General features: G+C 64.6%; 18 protein-coding genes. All 18 read right to left on the bottom strand.

All coding sequences use genetic code 11. The features are described from left to right. Positions 1 to 105: 105 nt before the first annotated feature. Positions 106 to 342, bottom strand: a complete 237-nt coding sequence (gene secG, locus KBX18_RS06895) for a preprotein translocase subunit SecG (protein WP_005290052.1) — start codon at positions 340 to 342, stop codon at positions 106 to 108. Between the two features lie 105 nt (positions 343 to 447). Continuing rightward, the gene (gene tpiA / locus KBX18_RS06890; RefSeq protein ID WP_005290051.1) at positions 448 to 1239 is read right to left on the bottom strand and encodes a triose-phosphate isomerase; all 792 of its coding nucleotides are present in this window, start codon (positions 1237 to 1239) and stop codon (positions 448 to 450) included. A gap of 34 nt (positions 1240 to 1273) precedes the next feature. Next, positions 1274 to 2494, bottom strand: a complete 1221-nt coding sequence (gene pgk / locus KBX18_RS06885; protein ID WP_255995361.1) for a phosphoglycerate kinase — start codon at positions 2492 to 2494, stop codon at positions 1274 to 1276. 104 nt (positions 2495 to 2598) lie between these two features. Beyond that, a complete protein-coding gene (gene gap, locus KBX18_RS06880; protein WP_255995360.1) occupies positions 2599 to 3609 on the bottom strand; it encodes a type I glyceraldehyde-3-phosphate dehydrogenase in 1011 nt (336 codons plus the stop codon). Positions 3610 to 3709: 100 nt separating this feature from the next. Then, positions 3710 to 4681, bottom strand: a complete 972-nt coding sequence (whiA, locus tag KBX18_RS06875; RefSeq protein ID WP_040423690.1) for a DNA-binding protein WhiA — start codon at positions 4679 to 4681, stop codon at positions 3710 to 3712. Between the two features lie 46 nt (positions 4682 to 4727). Further along, a complete protein-coding gene (gene yvcK / locus KBX18_RS06870) occupies positions 4728 to 5738 on the bottom strand; it encodes a uridine diphosphate-N-acetylglucosamine-binding protein YvcK (protein ID WP_255995359.1) in 1011 nt (336 codons plus the stop codon). Between the two features lie 31 nt (positions 5739 to 5769). Next, complete coding sequence (rapZ, locus tag KBX18_RS06865; RefSeq protein WP_255995358.1) at positions 5770 to 6648, bottom strand: RNase adapter RapZ; 879 nt, start codon at positions 6646 to 6648, stop codon at positions 5770 to 5772. A 6-nt stretch (positions 6649 to 6654) separates the two neighbouring features. After that, a complete protein-coding gene (gene uvrC / locus KBX18_RS06860) occupies positions 6655 to 8736 on the bottom strand; it encodes an excinuclease ABC subunit UvrC (protein ID WP_255995357.1) in 2082 nt (693 codons plus the stop codon). Then, positions 8737 to 9300, bottom strand: coding sequence for a PH domain-containing protein (locus KBX18_RS06855; RefSeq protein WP_255995356.1), 564 nt, complete (start codon positions 9298 to 9300; stop codon positions 8737 to 8739). Between the two features lie 25 nt (positions 9301 to 9325). Continuing rightward, entirely contained in the window at positions 9326 to 9817 is a 492-nt protein-coding gene (gene ribH / locus KBX18_RS06850) for a 6,7-dimethyl-8-ribityllumazine synthase (RefSeq protein WP_255995355.1), read from the bottom strand. A 40-nt stretch (positions 9818 to 9857) separates the two neighbouring features. Continuing rightward, a complete protein-coding gene (locus tag KBX18_RS06845) occupies positions 9858 to 11114 on the bottom strand; it encodes a bifunctional 3,4-dihydroxy-2-butanone-4-phosphate synthase/GTP cyclohydrolase II (protein ID WP_255995354.1) in 1257 nt (418 codons plus the stop codon). A gap of 5 nt (positions 11115 to 11119) precedes the next feature. Then, positions 11120 to 11713, bottom strand: coding sequence for a riboflavin synthase (locus tag KBX18_RS06840; protein ID WP_255995353.1), 594 nt, complete (start codon positions 11711 to 11713; stop codon positions 11120 to 11122). Next, on the bottom strand, positions 11713 to 12798 hold the full coding sequence (gene ribD, locus KBX18_RS06835) for a bifunctional diaminohydroxyphosphoribosylaminopyrimidine deaminase/5-amino-6-(5-phosphoribosylamino)uracil reductase RibD (RefSeq protein ID WP_255995352.1): 1086 nt from the start codon (positions 12796 to 12798) through the stop codon (positions 11713 to 11715). Before ribD ends, KBX18_RS06840 begins: the two co-directional genes overlap by 1 nt. Next, positions 12795 to 13466: a ribulose-phosphate 3-epimerase gene (gene rpe, locus KBX18_RS06830; RefSeq protein WP_255995351.1), complete on the bottom strand. Its 672-nt coding sequence runs from the start codon at positions 13464 to 13466 to the stop codon at positions 12795 to 12797. The genes ribD and rpe overlap by 4 nt, the downstream gene beginning before the upstream one ends. After that, complete coding sequence (locus tag KBX18_RS06825) at positions 13463 to 14923, bottom strand: transcription antitermination factor NusB (RefSeq protein WP_255995350.1); 1461 nt, start codon at positions 14921 to 14923, stop codon at positions 13463 to 13465. Before KBX18_RS06825 ends, rpe begins: the two co-directional genes overlap by 4 nt. Further along, a complete protein-coding gene (gene fmt, locus KBX18_RS06820; protein WP_255995349.1) occupies positions 14920 to 15867 on the bottom strand; it encodes a methionyl-tRNA formyltransferase in 948 nt (315 codons plus the stop codon). The genes KBX18_RS06825 and fmt overlap by 4 nt, the downstream gene beginning before the upstream one ends. Further along, complete coding sequence (def, locus tag KBX18_RS06815; RefSeq protein ID WP_255995348.1) at positions 15864 to 16394, bottom strand: peptide deformylase; 531 nt, start codon at positions 16392 to 16394, stop codon at positions 15864 to 15866. Before def ends, fmt begins: the two co-directional genes overlap by 4 nt. 10 nt (positions 16395 to 16404) lie before the next feature. Further along, positions 16405 to 18369, bottom strand: a complete 1965-nt coding sequence (locus KBX18_RS06810) for a primosomal protein N' (protein ID WP_255995347.1) — start codon at positions 18367 to 18369, stop codon at positions 16405 to 16407. Positions 18370 to 18470: the final 101 nt, after the last annotated feature.

Below are 18470 nucleotides of genomic sequence, written 5' to 3'. Positions count from 1 at the left end.
AAAAGGGCCCCTCAAATAACAGAAAGTGTGCCCAACCCGCGACACGCCGACCAGACACACATTTTGCTACTTAACCCGCCTTTGTTCGTGTGCTTGTCTGACTGCTTACAGCCCGTACGCCTGAATCAGAAGGAGCGCAATGATGCAGACGATCCAGATGATCGCGACTGCCACGGTGTAGCGGTTGAGGTTCTTCTCCACCACAGTCGAACCGGACAAGTTCGCCTGAACGCCGCCACCGAACAGGGAGGACAAGCCGCCGCCTTTGCCCCTGTGGAGCAGGACCAAAATAGTCATCAAAAGCGAGGTGATGACCAGGATGATCTGAAGAGCCAGCGTCATGGGGTGTGTGCCTCCGAAGTTGGGTGCGGTTAACCGTTCACATGTTACACCAGCACGGTGCCACGCCCTGAATCGGCGCGCACGGTGCTGGTGTTCGGTATTCGTTTATGCCTGGGCGCGGACTGCGTCGCCAGCGGCTGCAACGAGCTTGGCAAAGTCCTCGCCGTCGAGCGATGCGCCGCCGACCAGGCCGCCGTCAACATCCGGCTGGCCGATAATGTCGGCGATCGTGTCGGTCTTGACCGAGCCGCCGTACAGGATGCGGATGCCGGCTGCGACCTCATCCCCTGCGAGTTCGGCGATCAGACCGCGGATAGCTTTGCAGATCTCCTGAGCATCTTCAGCGGATGCGCTCTTCCCGGTTCCGATAGCCCAGACCGGCTCGTACGCAATGACGATCTCAGACAGCTGGGAGGTCTCCAGCTCGGCCAGGGACTCGCGGGTCTGCTCGACCACGAAGTTCACGTGGTCCCCTGCCTCGCGCACATCGAGCTGCTCACCGACGCAAATGATCGGCGTGACGCCCTGGGACAGTGCGGCCTTCGCCTTCTGGGAGACGAGCTCATTGGACTCGGCGTGGTATTCGCGGCGCTCGGAGTGACCGACGACAACCCACGTGCAGTCCAGCTTGGCCAGCATCGGCGCGGAGATCTCACCGGTGTAGGCGCCGGACTCGTGTGCGGATACATCCTGCGCACCGTAAGTGATCTGCAGGTTGTCGCCCTGGACGAGCGTCTGCAGGGAACGCAGGTCGGTGAACGGGACGGTCAGTGCGACATCAACGTCCTCGTAGTAGTCCTTCGGCAGTGCGAAGGCGAGACGCTGCGCCTGGGAGATCGCCTCGAGGTGGTCGTGGTTCATTTTCCAGTTGCCAGCGATAAGGGGCTTACGTGCCATGAAAATCTTCCTTTCGGCTTATCCGTTGGTCCGCTTAGTTTTGCTCGAGGACGGAGACGCCGGGCAGTTCCTTGCCCTCGACGAGCTCGAGAGAAGCGCCGCCGCCGGTGGAAATGTGAGAGAAGCCGTCCTCGTCGAGCCCGAGCACGCGTACCGACGCTGCGGAGTCGCCGCCGCCGACGACCGTGAAAGAGCCGTTATTGGCGGTAGCGTCAATCATCGCCTGTGCGACAGCGCGGGTGCCGTCGGCGAAGTTCGGCTTCTCGAAGACACCCATCGGGCCGTTCCAGAACACGGTCTTGGAGTCGGCGATGATCTCCGCGTACTTCTTAGCAGTCTCGGGGCCGATGTCGAGGGAGAGCCAACCCTCCGGGATGCCGTCGAGGTCAACGGTCTTGCGCTCAGCGTCGTTGTCGAACTCGGAAGCGGCCACCAGGTCGACCGGGAGAACGATCTTATCGCCGTACTTCTCGATGAGCTCCTTGCAAGTGTCCACCATCTCCTCCTGGAGCAGAGACTCCTGGGTGTTGTGCCCCTGAGCCGTGAGGAAGGTGTAGCACATGCCGCCGCCGATGATGACGTGGTCAGCCTTCTCCGCGAGTGCCTCGATCACACCGAGCTTGTCAGAGACCTTCGAGCCGCCGAGCACGACGATGTACGGGGCGGTCGGGTTGTCCTTGATCGCGGCGAGCTTGTCCACTTCGTCCTGGACGAGGTAGCCGGCGTATGCAGGCAATCGCTTGGCCACGTCGTACACTGAGGCCTGCGCGCGGTGCACCACACCGAAACCGTCGGAAACAAACGCACCGTTATCAGCAGCGAGAGCTGCGAGCTCGTCGGCGAAGCTCTCACGCTCAGACTCATCCTTGGAGGTTTCGCGGGCATCGAAGCGCACGTTCTCGACGAGCAGCACATCGCCCTCGGACAGGCCGTTGGCACGCTCATGCGCGTCCTCGCCCGTCACATCAGATGCGAGTGCGACGTACTGGCCGAGGCGCTCGGACAAAGCCTCGGCAACCGGCTTGAGGGAGTACTTCGGGTTCACCTCACCCTTCGGGCGGCCCAGGTGGGCGGTGAGGATGACCTTGGCGCCACCGTCGATAAGCGCCTGGATGGTGGGCAGAGATGCGTCGATACGCCCTGCGTCGGTGATGTTGCCGTCGTCGTCGAGCGGGACGTTGAAATCGGAGCGCACGAGCACGTGGCGGCCGTCGACGCCCTCCTTGAGCAGCTCGTCGATGGAACGTACAGCCATGATTGTCTATCTCCTTGAAGTGTGTCAGCGTAAGTGAAAGCCCGGGAAGGAGTGAGCACTCCCCCGGGCTTCAAGCTAGGGACGCGCGGGGTGCGCGCCCCTGCTTAGAGGTTGTCAGCGACGTGCTTGGTCATGCGGATGTACTGGGAGGTGTAGGAGTACTCGTTGTCGTACCACGAGATGATCTTCACCAGGTTGCCGTCGATCACGCGGGTCATGCCAGCGTCGAAGATGGCGCCGTGCGAGTTGCCGATGATGTCGGAGGAGACGATCGGGTCCTCGGTGTACTCCAGCGCACGGCCGAACTCCGGGCCCTGGACAGCGTTCTTGACAGCCTCATTGACCTCGTCGACCGTGACGTCGCGGCCAACGTTGACGGTCAGGTCCGTGGCGGAACCAGTGATGGTCGGCACACGCATTGCGAAGCCGTCAAGCTTGCCTTCCAGCTCCGGCAGAACCAGGGCGACAGCCTTAGCAGCGCCGGTGGTGGTCGGAACGATGTTCTGGGCAGCAGCGCGGGCGCGGCGCAGGTCCTTGTGCGGAGCGTCCTGCAGGCGCTGGTCGCCGGTGTAGGCGTGGATGGTGGTCATCAGGCCGTTCTGGATGCCGAATGCATCGTTGAGCACTTTGGCAACCGGAGCCAGGGAGTTGGTGGTGCAGGATGCGGCGGAGATGATCTTGGAGTCAGCGTTGTAGTCGGTGTGGTTCACACCCCACACGTAGGTGCCGTCGACGTTCTTGCCCGGTGCGGAGATGATGACCTTCTTGGCGCCAGCATCGATGTGTGCCTGCGCCTTCTCGCCGTCGGTGAAGATACCGGTGGATTCCAGGACGATGTCGACGTTAGCGTCGCCCCATGCCAGGTTCGCCGGGTCCTTCTCAGCGGTGACCTCAATGCGCTTGCCGTTGATGGTCAGGGAGTTGTCGTCGTACTCGACCTCGTGGCCCAGCTGGCCGTAAGCGGTGTCGTACTTGATCAGGTGAGCCAGGGTCTCGTTGTCGGTCAGATCGTTGATCTTCACAACCTCGAGCTCGTCCGCGTAGTTTTCCAGGATGATGCGGAATGCGGAGCGGCCGATGCGGCCGAAACCGTTAATGCCGATGCGGGTGGTCACTGAATTTCTCCTTTTATCGGATTGGTGTCGTGGCACGTCGTGCCCTCACCACCCAAGTGTAGAGAATTGCAGGCACCCCTGCAGGTGCTTTTCCGCGGCTCTAACTGTCCTCAGCGACGGCGGCATTTGTGTCGGGAATCCCCAGCTCTTTCGCCCGCTTGTCGGCCAACGACAGCAGGCGGCGGATGCGGCCAGCGACAGCATCTTTGGTCATTTGCGGATCAGCGAGACGGCCGAGTTCCTCCAGCGACGCGTGACGGTGTTTGACGCGGAGGTAGCCAGCGTCGGCAAGGTGTTCCGGCACGTCGTCGCCGAGGATCGACATCGCTCGGTCGACGCGGGCAGCCGCGGCTGCAGCAGCTTGGGCCGAACGGCGCTGGTTCGCGTCGTCGAAATTGGCGTGGTGGCTAGCGGACTGCTTCGCTTGGCGCTTCTTGCGCTTCTCGTCCCACTCGAGGCGCACGCGGGGTGCGCCCATGCGGGAGAGCAGAATCCCGATCGCGTCGCCGTCGCGCAGATAGACGCGCTCGGTGCCGCGCGTCTCCTTCGTCTTCGCAGCGACGGACAGGCGGCGGGCGAGCCCCACCAGCGCCAGTGCTGTCTCCTGGCGCGGGCAGACGACCTCCAGCGCTGAGGTGCGGCCGGGTTCGGTGAGCGAGCCGCGCGCCAGGAAGGCCCCGCGCCACGCTGCTTCCACCTCTGCGATGGTGCCGGAGATGATGTGGCGCGGTAAGCCCACCACGGGGTGTCCGGATGCGGTGACCAATCGGAAGCGGCGGATGACATCGCGGGCACCGTCGGTGACCTTGACCTCGTAGCGCACGTCGCGGGATTGGCTCCCCGGCGAAGAGGACGTCACGTCGACTTTCACGTCACACACGTCGCGGATGGTGGCGGCCAAGTGGTCGGCGACGGAGCGTTCCGCGAAATCGGCGCGCAACTCAATGCCGCGCAGCCCCTGGTCGAATTCTCCGGCGACGCGCAGCATCGCGGTTGCTTCGGCAATGCGCGCGTCAGTGCTGGAGGGGTTCACACCCAACAGCTCATCTTTGACCTGTGCTGTCAATGCCACCGTGTCGCCTCTCTTCGTGTCGGATGGGGACAATCTCCCCAAAAGCTTAGTTTCCGCGCAGCAGCGAAGTGATGGCAGCTGCAAGTTTCTCCGGATCGTGCCTGTTCGTGCACTGGTTTTCCTCGTCGCGCTCGCACATGTCGGCGAAAGTGATCGCAGCACCGGCGCCTTCTGCCGCCCGTTCAAGGTAGGAACGCTCTCCTGGCGAGAGCTGAATATTGGAGTCGGCGAGGAAGTAGTCCACCTTTAACTCCGGGGCGTGCTGGTTGAACACATGGATGTGGCGTTCGGTGGTGAAGCCAGGGGTCTCCCCCTGCTCCGGCGACAGGTTGAGGATGACGACGACCTTGGCTGGAGTATTGCGTAGCGCCTCGACGATCTCCGGAACCAGCAGGTGCGGGATCACCGACGAGAACCACGAGCCTGGACCAATGGTGACCACGTCGGCGCTCATGATGGCGTCGATCGCGGCAGGGTTCGCCGCAGGCTCCTCTGGGATCAAGCGCACACGCCTGACGGAGCCCGGTGTCGTCGCCACAGCCACCTGCCCGCGCACGGCGCGGAGGACACGGAAGTCGTCGTCAAGCCCGGCGACCTCAGCCTCGATGTCGAGTGGCTGCAGCGCAACCGGCAGAACGCGCCCAGTGCTGTCTGTCCATGACCCCACGGTGTCCAAGGCGAGCTGAATGTCGTCGGAGGATTCGGTCATGCCGGCGATCATCAGGTTGCCCACGGCGTGCCCCGCCATGGCGCCGTTTCCGCCGAAACGATGCTGGAGCACCTTCTTCCACACTGCACCTTCCTCGGTGGGCGGTGTCAGCGCGGCCATCGCCATGCGCAGGTCGCCCGGCGGCACAATGGACAATTCGCGGCGCAGGCGACCCGAGGAGCCGCCGTCGTCGGCGACGGTGACGATCGCGTTGACGCGGCAGGTCTCGGGGCTGCAGCCGTCGCCAAGCTGTGCCCCCGCAATCTCGCGCGCGGCGAGCAAAGTCTGGTGCAGGCCGTGACCGCCGCCTAGGCTGGCCACGCTGAGAACATCGCGATGTTCGGTCATGGGAGTGATCTCCTCTTTCCTAGCGTGGCGTTTAGTTCCGGTTGAGGTCGCGGTGCATGACGGACACACCGACATCGCCACGCTCATTCAACCGCCGACCGATCTCTTCCGACACCGCGACAGATCGGTGATGCCCACCGGTGCAACCAATACCGACGGTGACGAAGTCTTTGCCCTCGTGCTTGTAACCAGCCATCATGGAGCTGAGCAGGTTCACCACACCGTCGACGAACTCATCAGCGCCTGGCCGCGACAGCACATAATCGCTGACAGGGGCATCAATGCCGCGGAAATCACGCAGCTCCTCGATCCAGTACGGGTTCGGCAGAAAGCGCACATCGAACACAAGGTCCGCGTCGCGCGGCGAGCCATGCTTGAAACCGAAGGATTCAATGGTCACGTGCTGCTTCGTTGAATCCAGGTCACCGACAGACGCTTCGATGGCGCGCCGCAGATCGTGGATGGACAGGTTGGACGAGTCAATGATCACGTCTGCTGCCTGACGCACGCGCGCCAACTCTGCCCGCTCGCGGGTGATCCCGACATGCAGCGGATTGTCGTCCTGCAGCGGGTGGGTGCGGCGCACACTGTCGAACCGCCTGATCAGCACATCATCGCGGGCCTCGAGGAAGAGCACGAAGGGGTTGTAACCGCGCTCGTGCGCCTTGTCGATGACGTCCATGAGCGAACCCTTGAAGATGCGGGCGCGCACATCTGTCACCACGGCGAGCCTGTCCACGGGCGAGCTTTTCTCCGCCGCGAGGTCCATCAGCTCGATGATCAGCTGCGGCGGCAGGTTCTGGGAGACGAAGTACCCCTTGTCCTCGAAGACGCGCGCCGCCGAGGACAGCCCTCCGCCGGACATGCCGGTGATGATCACTGGTCGCAGTTCAGATGCCATGGACACCATTTTAAGCTATTCGCTTGACGACGGATCCTTGCGCAAATGCTGCCACACCGTCTCCGCCAGTTTCGGGCCGATTCCCGGCACTTCCTCAATCTCTTCGGCGCTGGCTGCTTTGAGCTTCTTCACACTGCCGAAGTGCTTCACCAAGTCGCTGCGGCGGGCTGGGCCGAGGCCGGGGATGCCGTCGAGGGCAGACGCCCGCATTCGCTTCGACCGCTGCTGCCGGTGGTAGGTAATGGCGAAGCGGTGGGCTTCGTCGCGGATCTGCTGCAGCAGGTACATGCCCTCGGAGTTGCGCGGGAGGATGAGCGGTTCGTCGTCGTCGGGCACCCACACTTCCTCGAGGCGCTTGGCCAGGCCGATGAGAGTGACGTCTACAATGCCCAACTCATCGAACACCGCTTGGGCGGCGTTGACCTGCGGCTTGCCGCCGTCGACGATGAACAGCTGCGGCGGGTAGGCGAAGCGCTTGTTGCCTGTGGACTCCACTGCTGAGTCTTCTTCGTCGTCGAAGACCTGGTCGCTTTCTTCCGGGTTGGCCAGCTTATCTTCGTTGTGGCGCTTGAAGCGGCGGCGGGTGACTTCCGCAATGGAGCCGACGTCATCCGAACGCCCGTCGCCCGCGGCTTCCTTGATGCGGTAGCGGCGGTAGTCCGCCTTTTTGGGCAGTCCGTCTTCGAAGACGACGAGAGACGCCACGACATCAGTGCCCTGGATGTGGGAGATATCGGTGCACTCAATGCGCAACGGGGCCTCGTCCATCATCAACGCGTCTTGAATGTCCTGCAGCGCCTGGGAGCGCGCAGTGAGGTCGCCGACGCGCTTGAGCTTGTGCTGGCGCAGTGACTCCTTCGCGTTGCGGTGCACGGTCTCCATGAGAGACTTCTTGTCGCCGCGCTGCGGCACGCGGAATGACACTGGCCCGCCGCGCAACTTCTCCAGCAGAGCCTGGGTCTCCTCCGCCTCCGCCGGCATGACCTCCACGAGGATCTCGCGCGGCACCGGCATCGGCTGCTTCACCTGTGCGCGCGACTCTTGGTCCACGCCGCGGCGGCGGACCTTCTTCGCAGCCAAACGCTCGTCTTCAGCTTGCTCCTGCTCCATCCGCTCAACGGCATCGGAGTAGTACTGCACGAGGAAGTTCTGCATGAGGACGGGCAGGGCGGGGTCGTCCTGGCCTTCGTCGAGACGCTCCATGGAGCCCGGCTCATCACCGGTCTTCTCCACGACCCACCCCCGTTGGGAACGGATGCGGCCGTCGCGGACAGTGAAGATCTGCACGGCGGCCTCGAGTTCGTCGGTGTCGAAGGCGATGACATCCGCATCAGTGTCGATGGACAGCACGACCGTCTGCTTCTCCATCACCTTGTTCACGGCGCCCAGATCGTCGCGCAGCCGGGCGGCTTTTTCGAACTCGAGGTTCTCGCTCGCCTCCATCATCTGGGAGGTGAGACCCTTCACTACGGCATCGGTGCGGCCGGACATGAAGCCCATGAAGCCGTTCACAATGTCGTCGTACTCCGGCTCGCTCACGCGCGACACGCACGGCGCCGAGCACTTGTCGATGTACCCCAGTAGGCACGGCCGCCTTAGCTGTTCGTGCCGGTTGTACACGCCGTTGGAGCACGTGCGAATCGGGAACACGCGCGTGAGCAGGTCCAAGGTTTCGCGCACCGCCCACGCATGCGAGAAGGGGCCGAAGTAACGCACGCCTTTGCGGCGCGGACCGCGGTAGAAGAATGCCCGCGGGTACTTCTCCCCTACGCTCACCGCGAGCATGGGGTAGGTCTTGTCGTCGCGGTACATGACGTTGAACCACGGGTCGTACCGTTTGATCCACGTGTATTCGAGCTGCAGCGCCTCGACCTCGCTGGCTACGACCGTCCACTCGACCTTGGCAGCCGTGAAGACCATCTGACGCGTGCGCGGGTGGAGCGTTTGCGGCGGCTGGAAGTAGTTGTTCAGCCGGGAGCGCAGGTTCTTCGCCTTGCCCACGTAGACGACGCGGCCGGCGCCGTCACGGAATTTGTAGACGCCCGGGTCAGTGGGGATTGTTCCCGGTGCCGGGCGGTAGGACTCTGGGTTAGCCATCTAGTCCTCGGGCATGTACTGGGCTTCGAGCTCGCGGAAGTCTTTCACCGCGGCCACGGCGCGTTCTTTGTCGGCGGACTGGATCGCCCACAGCGGCACGTATTCGAACTCCGGCAACTCCAACCGCGCCATGCGCGACCCACGCGGGAATGCCAAACCGTAGATGACCACCCACGGGTAGAAGCGTGTGCCGATGATGTTGCGCACCTCCACGCCGTCCTCGTTCGCCCGCACACGTGGCCGCGACAAGCCCCACCAGGTGAATGCGGACAGAATCAGGCCGATGCCCGGGAAAGCGAGCTTGTCCAGTGTCGTGATAGCGGCGCCTGTGAACTCGATGTCGACGACTGCCCCCATGAAGATGTGCACAGCCATGATCACCACGATGGCGATCACCGCAATGCGCTTGAGTGCCGGAGACGTTGCCTCGAACTTCCACGGCTTCGTCGAGGTCACGGCATGGGGGTCGAGGGCGTTGAAGTATGCGAGTTCCTCATCGCTCAACGGCGCCCGCTTGTCAGGGCTGGTCATCTCGGGGCTGTCGGAACTGGTGTCAGGGCTCATCTCACTGGCCATCCTAGTGTTCGCGCTAGTCGCGGGCCAAAAGCGGGAATGTGCGCACCTGCGCCAGCGTCTTAGCTGCACCGAGCGCCGCAGCAACAGCTTCTGCGCCCTTGTCTTCCTTTGCGCCTTTGCCGCCGGCGCGGTCAAGTGCTTGCTGCTCATTGTCGACGGTGAGCACGCCATTGCCCACAGGCACTTCCTCATCGAGCGCCACCCGGGTGAGGCCCTCCGTCACGGAATCGCAGACATAATCGAAGTGGGCCGTTTCACCGCGGATGACGCAGCCGAGGGCGACGACGGCGTCGAAACGCTTCGCGCACGCCTGCACGACAACCGGCAGCTCCAGCGCGCCAGCGACAGAAAAGACTTCGACCTTCGCGCCAGCGTCGCGTGCGGCGGTCACGGCGCGGTCGCGCAGCTTATCGACGATGCCTGCGTTCCACTCCGTCACCACCACCGCCACCGACATTCCCTCGGCATTCAACTGTGCGAGCTGGGGCGCTCCGGTCGTAGCCATACGGTTTCTTTCCCTTCTTTTGCCTGTGTGAAGGAGAGCTTCACACACCGTGCGTGCGTTCCCATTCGGTGACCAGCGGCAGGTCATGGCCCATCCGGTCGCGCTTTGTGCGCAGGTAATAGATGTTGTCGTGGGAGGGGGCGATTTCAATGCGGGTGCGTCCGGCAATGACAGGTCCAAAACCGCTCAAGGCCTCCACCTTGTCCGGGTTGTTGGACAGCACCTCCGCCGAGGCTACGCCGAGATCGGCGAGGATGTGGCCGGCAACGGAGTATTCCCGCGCGTCGATCGGCAAACCCTGCTCCAAGTTCGCGTCGACGGTATCGAGCCCGTCGTCCTGCAGACGGTAGGCCTGCAGTTTAGCCACCAGTCCGATGCCGCGGCCCTCGTGCCCGCGCACGTACACGATCACACCGCGCCCGGCGGCTTGGATTCGGCGCATGGACTCGTGCAGCTGCGGGCCGCAGTCGCAGCGTGTCGAGGAGAACACATCCCCCGTCAGGCACTCCGAGTGGACACGGACCAACACGTCGTCGTCCCCGCCCGCCTCGGTGACGTCGCCGACGACGAGGGCGACGTGCTCGGTGCCGTCGACAAGCGCGCGATAACCGTACGCCGTGAACACGCCGTAATCGGTGGGCAATGTTGTCGTAGCTGCTCGCTCGACCATTGGCTCGGTGCGGCGACGGTGCTGGATGAGCTGCGCGATCGAGATCATTGGTAGGCCGTGCTCGTCGGCGAAGCGGCGGAGTTCAGGCCCGCGCGCCATGTCGGTCGGGTCGTCTTCGGACACGATCTCGCACAGCACGCCCACCGGCGCACAGCCGGCCATGCGGGAAAGATCGACAGCGGCCTCGGTGTGCCCGTCGCGGGCGAGCACCCCGCCAGCGCGGGCACGCAACGGAACAATGTGACCGGGTCGGGTGAACGCCTCCGGGCCAAAGCTCGGGTCGGCGAGCCGGCGGATCGTCTCCGCACGCGAGCGGGCTGAAATCCCCGTCGTTCCCGTCGCCGCATCCACGGTCACGGCATAGGCCGTGCCGCGTGCGTCTTCGTTCTGCGCCACCATCGGCGGCAGGTTCAGTTCACTGGCGCGGGAGTCCTCCATGGACACGCAGATGTAGCCGGAGGAATAGCGCACCATGAACGCAACGAGCTCAGGCGTTGCGTGATCTGCTGCGAAGATGAGGTCGCCCTCGTTTTCACGGTCTTCATCGTCGACAACCACGACCGCCCCACCGCGGGCGATGGCTGCCACGGCGTGATCAATAGAATCCAGTCGCAGGGTGTCGCTCATGGGGACTAATGGTAGCCCGCCACCATTTTTTCGACGTATTTGGCCACCACGTCAACTTCCATGTTCACCGGCTCGCCGACGGCCAACTCACCGAATGTCGTTTCGGCCAACGTCGTCGGGATGAGCGAGACCTCCACATAGTCCCCGCCCACCGCAGAGACTGTCAGCGAGGTGCCGTTGAGCGCGATCGAGCCCTTCTCCACGACGTAGCGCGCGAGCTGCTCCGGCAGCGAGAAACGCAGCACGTCCCAGTGCTCTGAACTTTCACGGGAGATGAGCTCGCCGACACCGTCGACATGCCCCTGCACGATGTGGCCACCCATTCGCGCCCCCGCCGCCAGGGCTCGCTCGAGGTTGACGTTCGAGCCGACCTCGTAGCTGCCCAAGCGGGAGCGGTTCAGCGTTTCCTGCATGACGTCGGCGGTGAACACGCCACCTGCAGCCTCCACGACCGTTAGACACACGCCGTCGACGGCGATCGAGTCGCCCGGCTGGGCATCAGCAGTGACTTTCGGTCCGCGCACCGTGAGTCGCACGGCCTCATCGAGCCGCTCCAGCTTCTCGACGCTTCCCACTTCCTCCACCAGGCCCGTGAACATCAAGTCTCCTCTTCCTCGCACTCTTCGCAACGGCGAAGCGCAATGAGCACGTCGTCGTTGCTGGTGTAGTCGACGTAGTCGATCTCATAGCGTTGCGCCTGCGCAAGCGTGCCCACCAATGGTCCATCGATCATGCTGCGTCCAGCCCCGAAAAGCATCGGGGCGACGTATGCGTGAATCGCGTCGACGACGCCGAGCTCGAACACGCTGCGCATAAGCGTCGGCCCGCCTTCTACGATGACGTGCCGCGCCCCGGTCTCCCACAACGCGTCGAGCGCCTCCTGCGGGGTGGCGTACTGCTCGAACCCAAGCCGGGTCAGGTTGCCCTCCGGTACCTCACGCGTGCCGACGACCACCCTGCGCGGCTGCCTCTCCGCTAACGTTCCGTCAGCTTTCCGGGCAGTCAACGACGGGTTATCAGCCAGGGCCGTTCCGGTGCCGATGATGATCGCGTCCACCCGCGAGCGATCCTCATGGACCCACTCGCGGGTGATCGGACCGGTGATCCACTGGCTCGACCCATCCGGCGCAGCCACGAACCCGTCAAGGGTAGCGGCGAACTTGGCGGTGACCGACACCCGGCCGTGGCGCACCGCCGTCAACCATGGCGCAAGTCCGGTCACGTCGTAGGTCTTGTGGTGCACTTCCACCCCGTGCCGGCGCAGGTACTCGGCACCGCCGGATGCCTCCGAATTCGGATCCGGCTCGATGTAGACGACTTTGGCGATACCGGCCGCCACGATCGCTTCCGCACACGGCCCTGTCCGCCCGGTGTGGTTGCACGGTTCAAGGGTGACCAGCATGCAGGCACCCCTCAGCCCGTCATCCCCGACCTTTTCACGCGCCGCGTCGAGGGCGACGATCTCCGCGTGCCGTCCGCCGACAGGTTCGGTTCCCCCGGTGGCGATGATCTCCGGCTCGGCCTGATCCCAGTCGTCCACGATCACCGGCTCAACCTCGCGGTAGATGACGCACCCGACAGGCGGGTTGGGGCTCGTCGTGCCCCGCACTGCGTCACCGGCGTCGAGCGCTTCCCACAGCGCTGTTTCTTCCTGTTCGGTGAATGTGTGGGTGTAGTGCCTCATACAGCATCCGCCGGGCGGGCCTCGGTCGCCAACCCGCGCAGCTTCTCCACTGCCTCTGCCGGGTCGTGCGCGCCGAACACCGCCGATCCCGCGACGAAAGACTCCACCCCAGCCTCAGCGGCTTGCTTGATGGTGGATTCGCCGATGCCGCCGTCGATGCCAATGATCGTCGATAAGCCAGCGTTTGCGATGTGCTCGCGTAACGTGACCACCTTGTTTAAGACCTCCGGCATGAATTTTTGGCCGCCGAAACCGGGCTCGACGCTCATAATCATGACTTCCTCGAAGTGCTCGAGGTCGCCGAGATACGGCTCGATCGGCGTGCCGGGCTTGATCGCGAATCCAGCCTCGACGCCCAAGTCATGCAGCTTCTTTGCTGCGTTGATGTGGTCGTTCGTTGCCTCGATGTGGAAGACGAGACGGTCGCCGCCAGCATCGATGTAGGTCTCGAACCAGCGCTCCGGCTCCTCGATCATCATGTGGATGTCCAGGAACTGGTCGGTGACGCGGTTGACGGCCTTGGTCACGTCCGGCCCGAATGACAGGTTAGGCACGAAGTGGCCGTCCATGATGTCCACGTGGATCAAGTCGGCGGTGGGTACCTTTTCCACGTCCGCGCCGAGCGCGGCGTAATCGGCGGCCAGGATCGACGGGGCGATGTAGATCATGACTTCATCTTACGGAGAACGGACAGAAACATAGCGTCCGTGCCGTGCCGGTGCGGCCACATTTGTGCGCTGAGGTGCTCACCAAGCTCGCCCATCTCCGGAAGGAACTCGCGTGCGTCCAGCTCTTCAACGTCCCCCTTCGCCAGTTGCTTCTCGACGATCCCCCGCGTCTCCCGCGCATCCGGCGAACACGTGGAATACACCACCACACCACCGGGCTTGGCCAGATTCACGGCGGAGGCGAGCAGCTCTTCCTGCAGCGTGTTCAACTCAGCAATGTCGTCTTCGCTCTTGCGCCACCGGGCTTCAGGGCGGCGGCGCAGGGCACCTAGGCCGGAGCACGGGGCGTCCACAAGCACGCGGTCAAAGCCCGCCTCGAGACCGGGATTGCGCCCGTCGGCGACGTGGACCGTCACCGGCAAGCCTTCGGTGCTCTTGCGGATCAACTCAGCGCGGGTCTCCCCGATCTCCACCGCATCGACCGTTGCGCCGTCGATCGCGGCGATGGAGCCCATGAGCGCGGCCTTGCCGCCTGGGCCTGCGCACAGATCCAGCCAACGGCCGTGGTCGCCGCCGTCAGCCTCGACGGGCACTTCGGTCACCGCGCGGGCGATGAGCTGCGAACCCTCGTCTTGCACCGCCGCCATGCGGTCGCGCACCGGTTCGAGTGATCCTGGGTCACCGCCGTCGAGGTAGACAGCGTAGGGGCTGTAGCGCCCCTCCTCGCCACCGGTGACCAGTGCGAGCTCCTCCGCGCTCATCTCCCCCGGCCGCGCAACGAGATGCACTTTCGGCCGCTCCGAATCAGCTTTGAGCACCGCTTCCAATTCTTCTGCGGGTAACACCCGCGCGAACGAGCGCGCGATCCATTCCGGGTGCGCGGTGCGAAACGCGGTCGCCGCCGGCTCGTCGGACGGCGCGAGCTTATCCATCCATTCATGCGCCGACGTGCGCGCGACAGTGCGCAAGATGCCGTTGACAAAGCCCTTCGCCTTGCCTTGGCCTGCGGCCTCCGCGAGGCGCACTGAGGTGTCGACGGCAGCGTGGTCATCCACCCGCGTCATCAGCAGCTGGTAGGTGCCCAATCGCAACGCCGTCAACACGGCTGGGTCGAGCTCAGTCAGGGGACGCGACGAGCATTCCGCGATGACCGCGTCGAGCACCCCCAGCGTCCGCAACGTGCCGTAGGCCAGCTCGGTGGCAAAAGCAGCATCGCGGCCTTTGACTTTGCGTTCACGGAGGATTTGCGGCAGGACCAGGTTGCCGAACGCGTCCTCCGTCTCCACGCGCAGCACCGCGTCGAACGCGGCCTCGCGTGCAGCGTCGCCAATGCGCGAGTGCGCCTGCGGCCGCTTCTGCGTGTTGTGCCTTTGCTTCGGCTTTCCCTGCCTGGACTGGGACTGCCCTGGCTTGCCCTGCTGCGCGCTCTTCGTGCGCGACCGGAATCCGCCGCTCACTCGAAGACCACCTCCGCACCAGCTCCAGACCTGTCTTCAGAGCCGGAGGTGTGGAGGCCGCGGGCCCAGTCGGTGGCCCGCATCATCTTCTTTCCCGGGGGCTGGATCATGCCCAGCACAACGGACCCGTCGCCGGTGCCAACACGCACTTCGTCCTTGGAAATGGCCACATGCCCCGGCGCGAGTTGCTCGTGGGAGGGGGTGATGGGGCCGACTTTGTAGCGGGCGTCGCCAAGCGTTGTCCACGCTCCGGGGCCCGGTGTGTGGGCGCGAACGGCGCGGTCAATCTCCGCCGCGGAGGACTGCCAGTCAATGCGGGCATCATCTTTCGTGATCTTCGGCGCGTAGGTCGCCTCCCCCTCCTGCGGGGTGAATATCGCGGTGCCGGATTCCAGGTCATTCATGGTGCGGACGAGCAGCTCAGCACCTTCATAGGCCAGGCGCGTCAGCAGGTCATCCGCCGTGTCGGTGGCGCGGATTTCTTCTCGCTGTTGACCGATGATGTCGCCGGTGTCCAAGCCCTGGTCGATCCGGAACGTCGTGGCGCCGCTGAATTCGTCGCCGTGGAGAATCCCCGCCTGCACGGGGGCGGCCCCGCGCCACTGCGGCAGCAGCGAAAAGTGCAGGTTGATCCAGCCGTGGCGGGGAATGGTCAGAAAGTCCTCTGGGATGAGATTGCCGTAGGCGACAACGGGGATAGCGTCAGGGGCCAGCTCCGTCAGTCGGGCATGCGCCTCCTCGTTATCGCGAAGCGTCTCTGGGGTGAGCACCTCGATGCCGTGCTCCATAGCCAGCGCCTTGATCGGCGACGGATGCAGGGTGCGGCCGCGGCCCTTCTTCGCGTCCGGGCGGGTGAGCACTGCGACGACCTCGTGATCGGAGGCGATGAGCTTCTGCAGTGCGACGACGGCCGGTTCGGGTGTGCCTGCGAAAATCAATCTCATGCCCTGTCTCCTTCCTCAACCAGCTCCCCCTGTGCCTGGTACCAATCCGCACCGCGGATAACCGCCATGGCTTCCTTGCGCACCTCCGGCTCCAAACGCCGCAGGAACAGCACCCCGTCCAGGTGGTCTGTCTCGTGCTGGATGCAGCGCGCCAGCAAGCCGTTGCCGCGGATCGCCACCGGACGGCCGAACTCATCTTGGCCGCGAGCGATGACGTTCTCGTGCCGCTCCACCTCAGCCTGAATGCCCGGGATGGACAAACAGCCCTCTGGGCCGATCTGCACGTAGTCGTCGATCGGCTCCCACACCGGATTGATCAGGGCGCCGCGCATGCCGTTGCAGTCGTAGACAAAAATGCGCTTGGTCAGCCCGATCTGGTTGGCAGCCAAGCCCACGCCGCCGGCGGCATCCATCGTCTCCAGCATGTCACTGACCAGCGTGCGTAGCGCTTCGTCGAACGTGTCGATGCGGGTGGCTTCGGAATTGAGCACCGGATCCCCGAAGATCCTGATGGGGCGAACTGTCATGGGCGCGAGTCTAACCAATGTCCATCGGATTGATGGTGATGCGCAGCGGCGCCTCCTGTTTGCGGGTGGCGCGGTTCACGTTCGCCGCCCGCAGCGCCTTGCCCAGCGCAGTGCGCGTCGACAGCGGGGCGCGGATGAGCACGCGCTGTTGATAGGTCTCGTCACCAAGGTCAACCGGGCCGAGCACCTCCGCGTGCGGCGGCAAATCGATGTGCGCCAGGAAATCCGTCAGCGACTCCCTAGGCGAATCCACCGCCGCCATGTGCACCGCGGGCGGGAACCGCACCTCACGCCGCGCTTCCAGCTCGTGGGCCGCATATCCGGGCGCATCCCAGCGGATGAGGTGCTGGACGACGGGCAGCGCGGGGTCTGCGACAACGACAACGTCGCCTTGCTTATCGACGAGCCCCGCCGCCCCCATCCACTTCGCCAACGCCTCCTCACTCGCCCGCATGTCCGGGCGGCCGAGCAACGCCCACGTATCTAACAGGACAGCGGCACCATAACCTCCGCTGGCGCGTGGTTCTGCCCCCGGCGTGGCGACGACGATGGCGGGCCCGCCCGGCACCTCCTTGAGAATCTTCTCTCCCCAGGACATGATCACCTTGGCCGGTGCGAAGGCGCGGCCGAGTTCTTCCGCGGTGCGCTGCGTTCCCAGCACGACGGCCCTCAGGCGGTGCGAGCCGCACACGGGGCACACGTACGAGGAATCCATCCGCCCACACCAGCGGCATGTCGGTGCGGCGGCTTCCCCGCCACTGGGCAGGCCCAGCGGTCCGTTGCACGCGCGGCAGCGAGCTGGTTCGCGGCAATTTCCGCACGCCAAGGACTGCACATACCCGGTGCGCGGTACTTGGAACAACACCGGCTTGTCGGCGGCCAGCGCCTTGCGTGCGGCCTCGAACGCGACAGACGGGATGCGGGCAGCGGCCGCGCGCGGGTCTTTCTCCAACGCGAAGTCGCTGTCGCCAGCAGCGTGAATGAACGGCGACCGAGCCCGCACCGTCGCACGCGGCGCCACCAAGTCGTGCGCCCACCCGGATTCCACAAGCAACTGCGTCTCCGCCGTGCGTGCGTGACCGCCGATGATGAGCGAGGCCTTCTCGATCGCTGAGCGCGTAGTCAGCACCTCTCGCGCGTGGGTGTACGGGGCGCGCGGGTCGACGAGAGAATCGTCGCCGTCGAACATCACGACGGCTAGTTGCAGCTTTTCGACGGGCGCGAACCCCGCCGACCGCGTCCCCACCACAATCCGGCCCTGCCCATGCAGCACCGACAGGAACCGGCTGTACCTTGCCTGGGGGCCAAGTGAGGCCGTGAGCGTGGTGATCTGCCGCGGCCCCACCAGCTCGCGCAGGGCTACGTCGACCGTGTCGACGTCCGTCTGGTCGGGTACGACGATGAGGACTCCCCCGCCGTCCTTCGCCACCTTCGTGGCTAGCGCCGCGAGTGCGGCAGCCCAATCGTCGCCGGGCGCAATTTGCCAGGCCGCCCGCGCGAGTGTTCCGCCGATGACGGCATCGACAAAGGATTCCCCGTGCTCGTAGGCGCTCCAGGCGCTCAAGTCCGGCTCGGCTGCCTCGCCCAGCTCTTCCCACGCTGTGGTGGTGTCCGTTTCCTCGGCTTTGGTGTGGCGCGGCGGGATAGCGGTGCGGATGAGGTCGGACCGGGTGGCGGCGTATCGGTCGGCTAATGCGTCGATAAGCAAGCGCATGCGCTCTGGGTAGACCACCTCCGGGGAAACGACACGCTCAATGAACCGCAGTTTCCCCTCGTGGTCGCTGGTGGCGGCGCGCTCGAGCACCAGCGCGTCCACGAGCCGCCCCGCGAAACGAATGCGCACACGCACGCCCGGCTGCGCGGCTTCCGAGTCTGATTCGGCCACCAGGTAATCAAACGGCCGGTCCAAATGCGGCAAACCCAGAAGCGGCAAGACACGCGCAACAGGGTTGTCCGTGGCGAGCGTCTCAGGCATGCCCCACATCGTAGCTTGACCCCCGGACACCACCGACGCATACTCAATGCAGCTGTGTGCAGTGCGCATTCAGTTGCGCGCTGACTGTCTCTACCCTGTTG

Source organism: Corynebacterium sp. CCUG 69979 (genome assembly GCF_024454095.1).
GTDB lineage: Bacteria > Actinomycetota > Actinomycetes > Mycobacteriales > Mycobacteriaceae > Corynebacterium > Corynebacterium genitalium.
The sequence above is the reverse complement of the archived record's forward strand: the minus strand, read 5'-3'. Positions and strand labels throughout refer to the sequence as shown.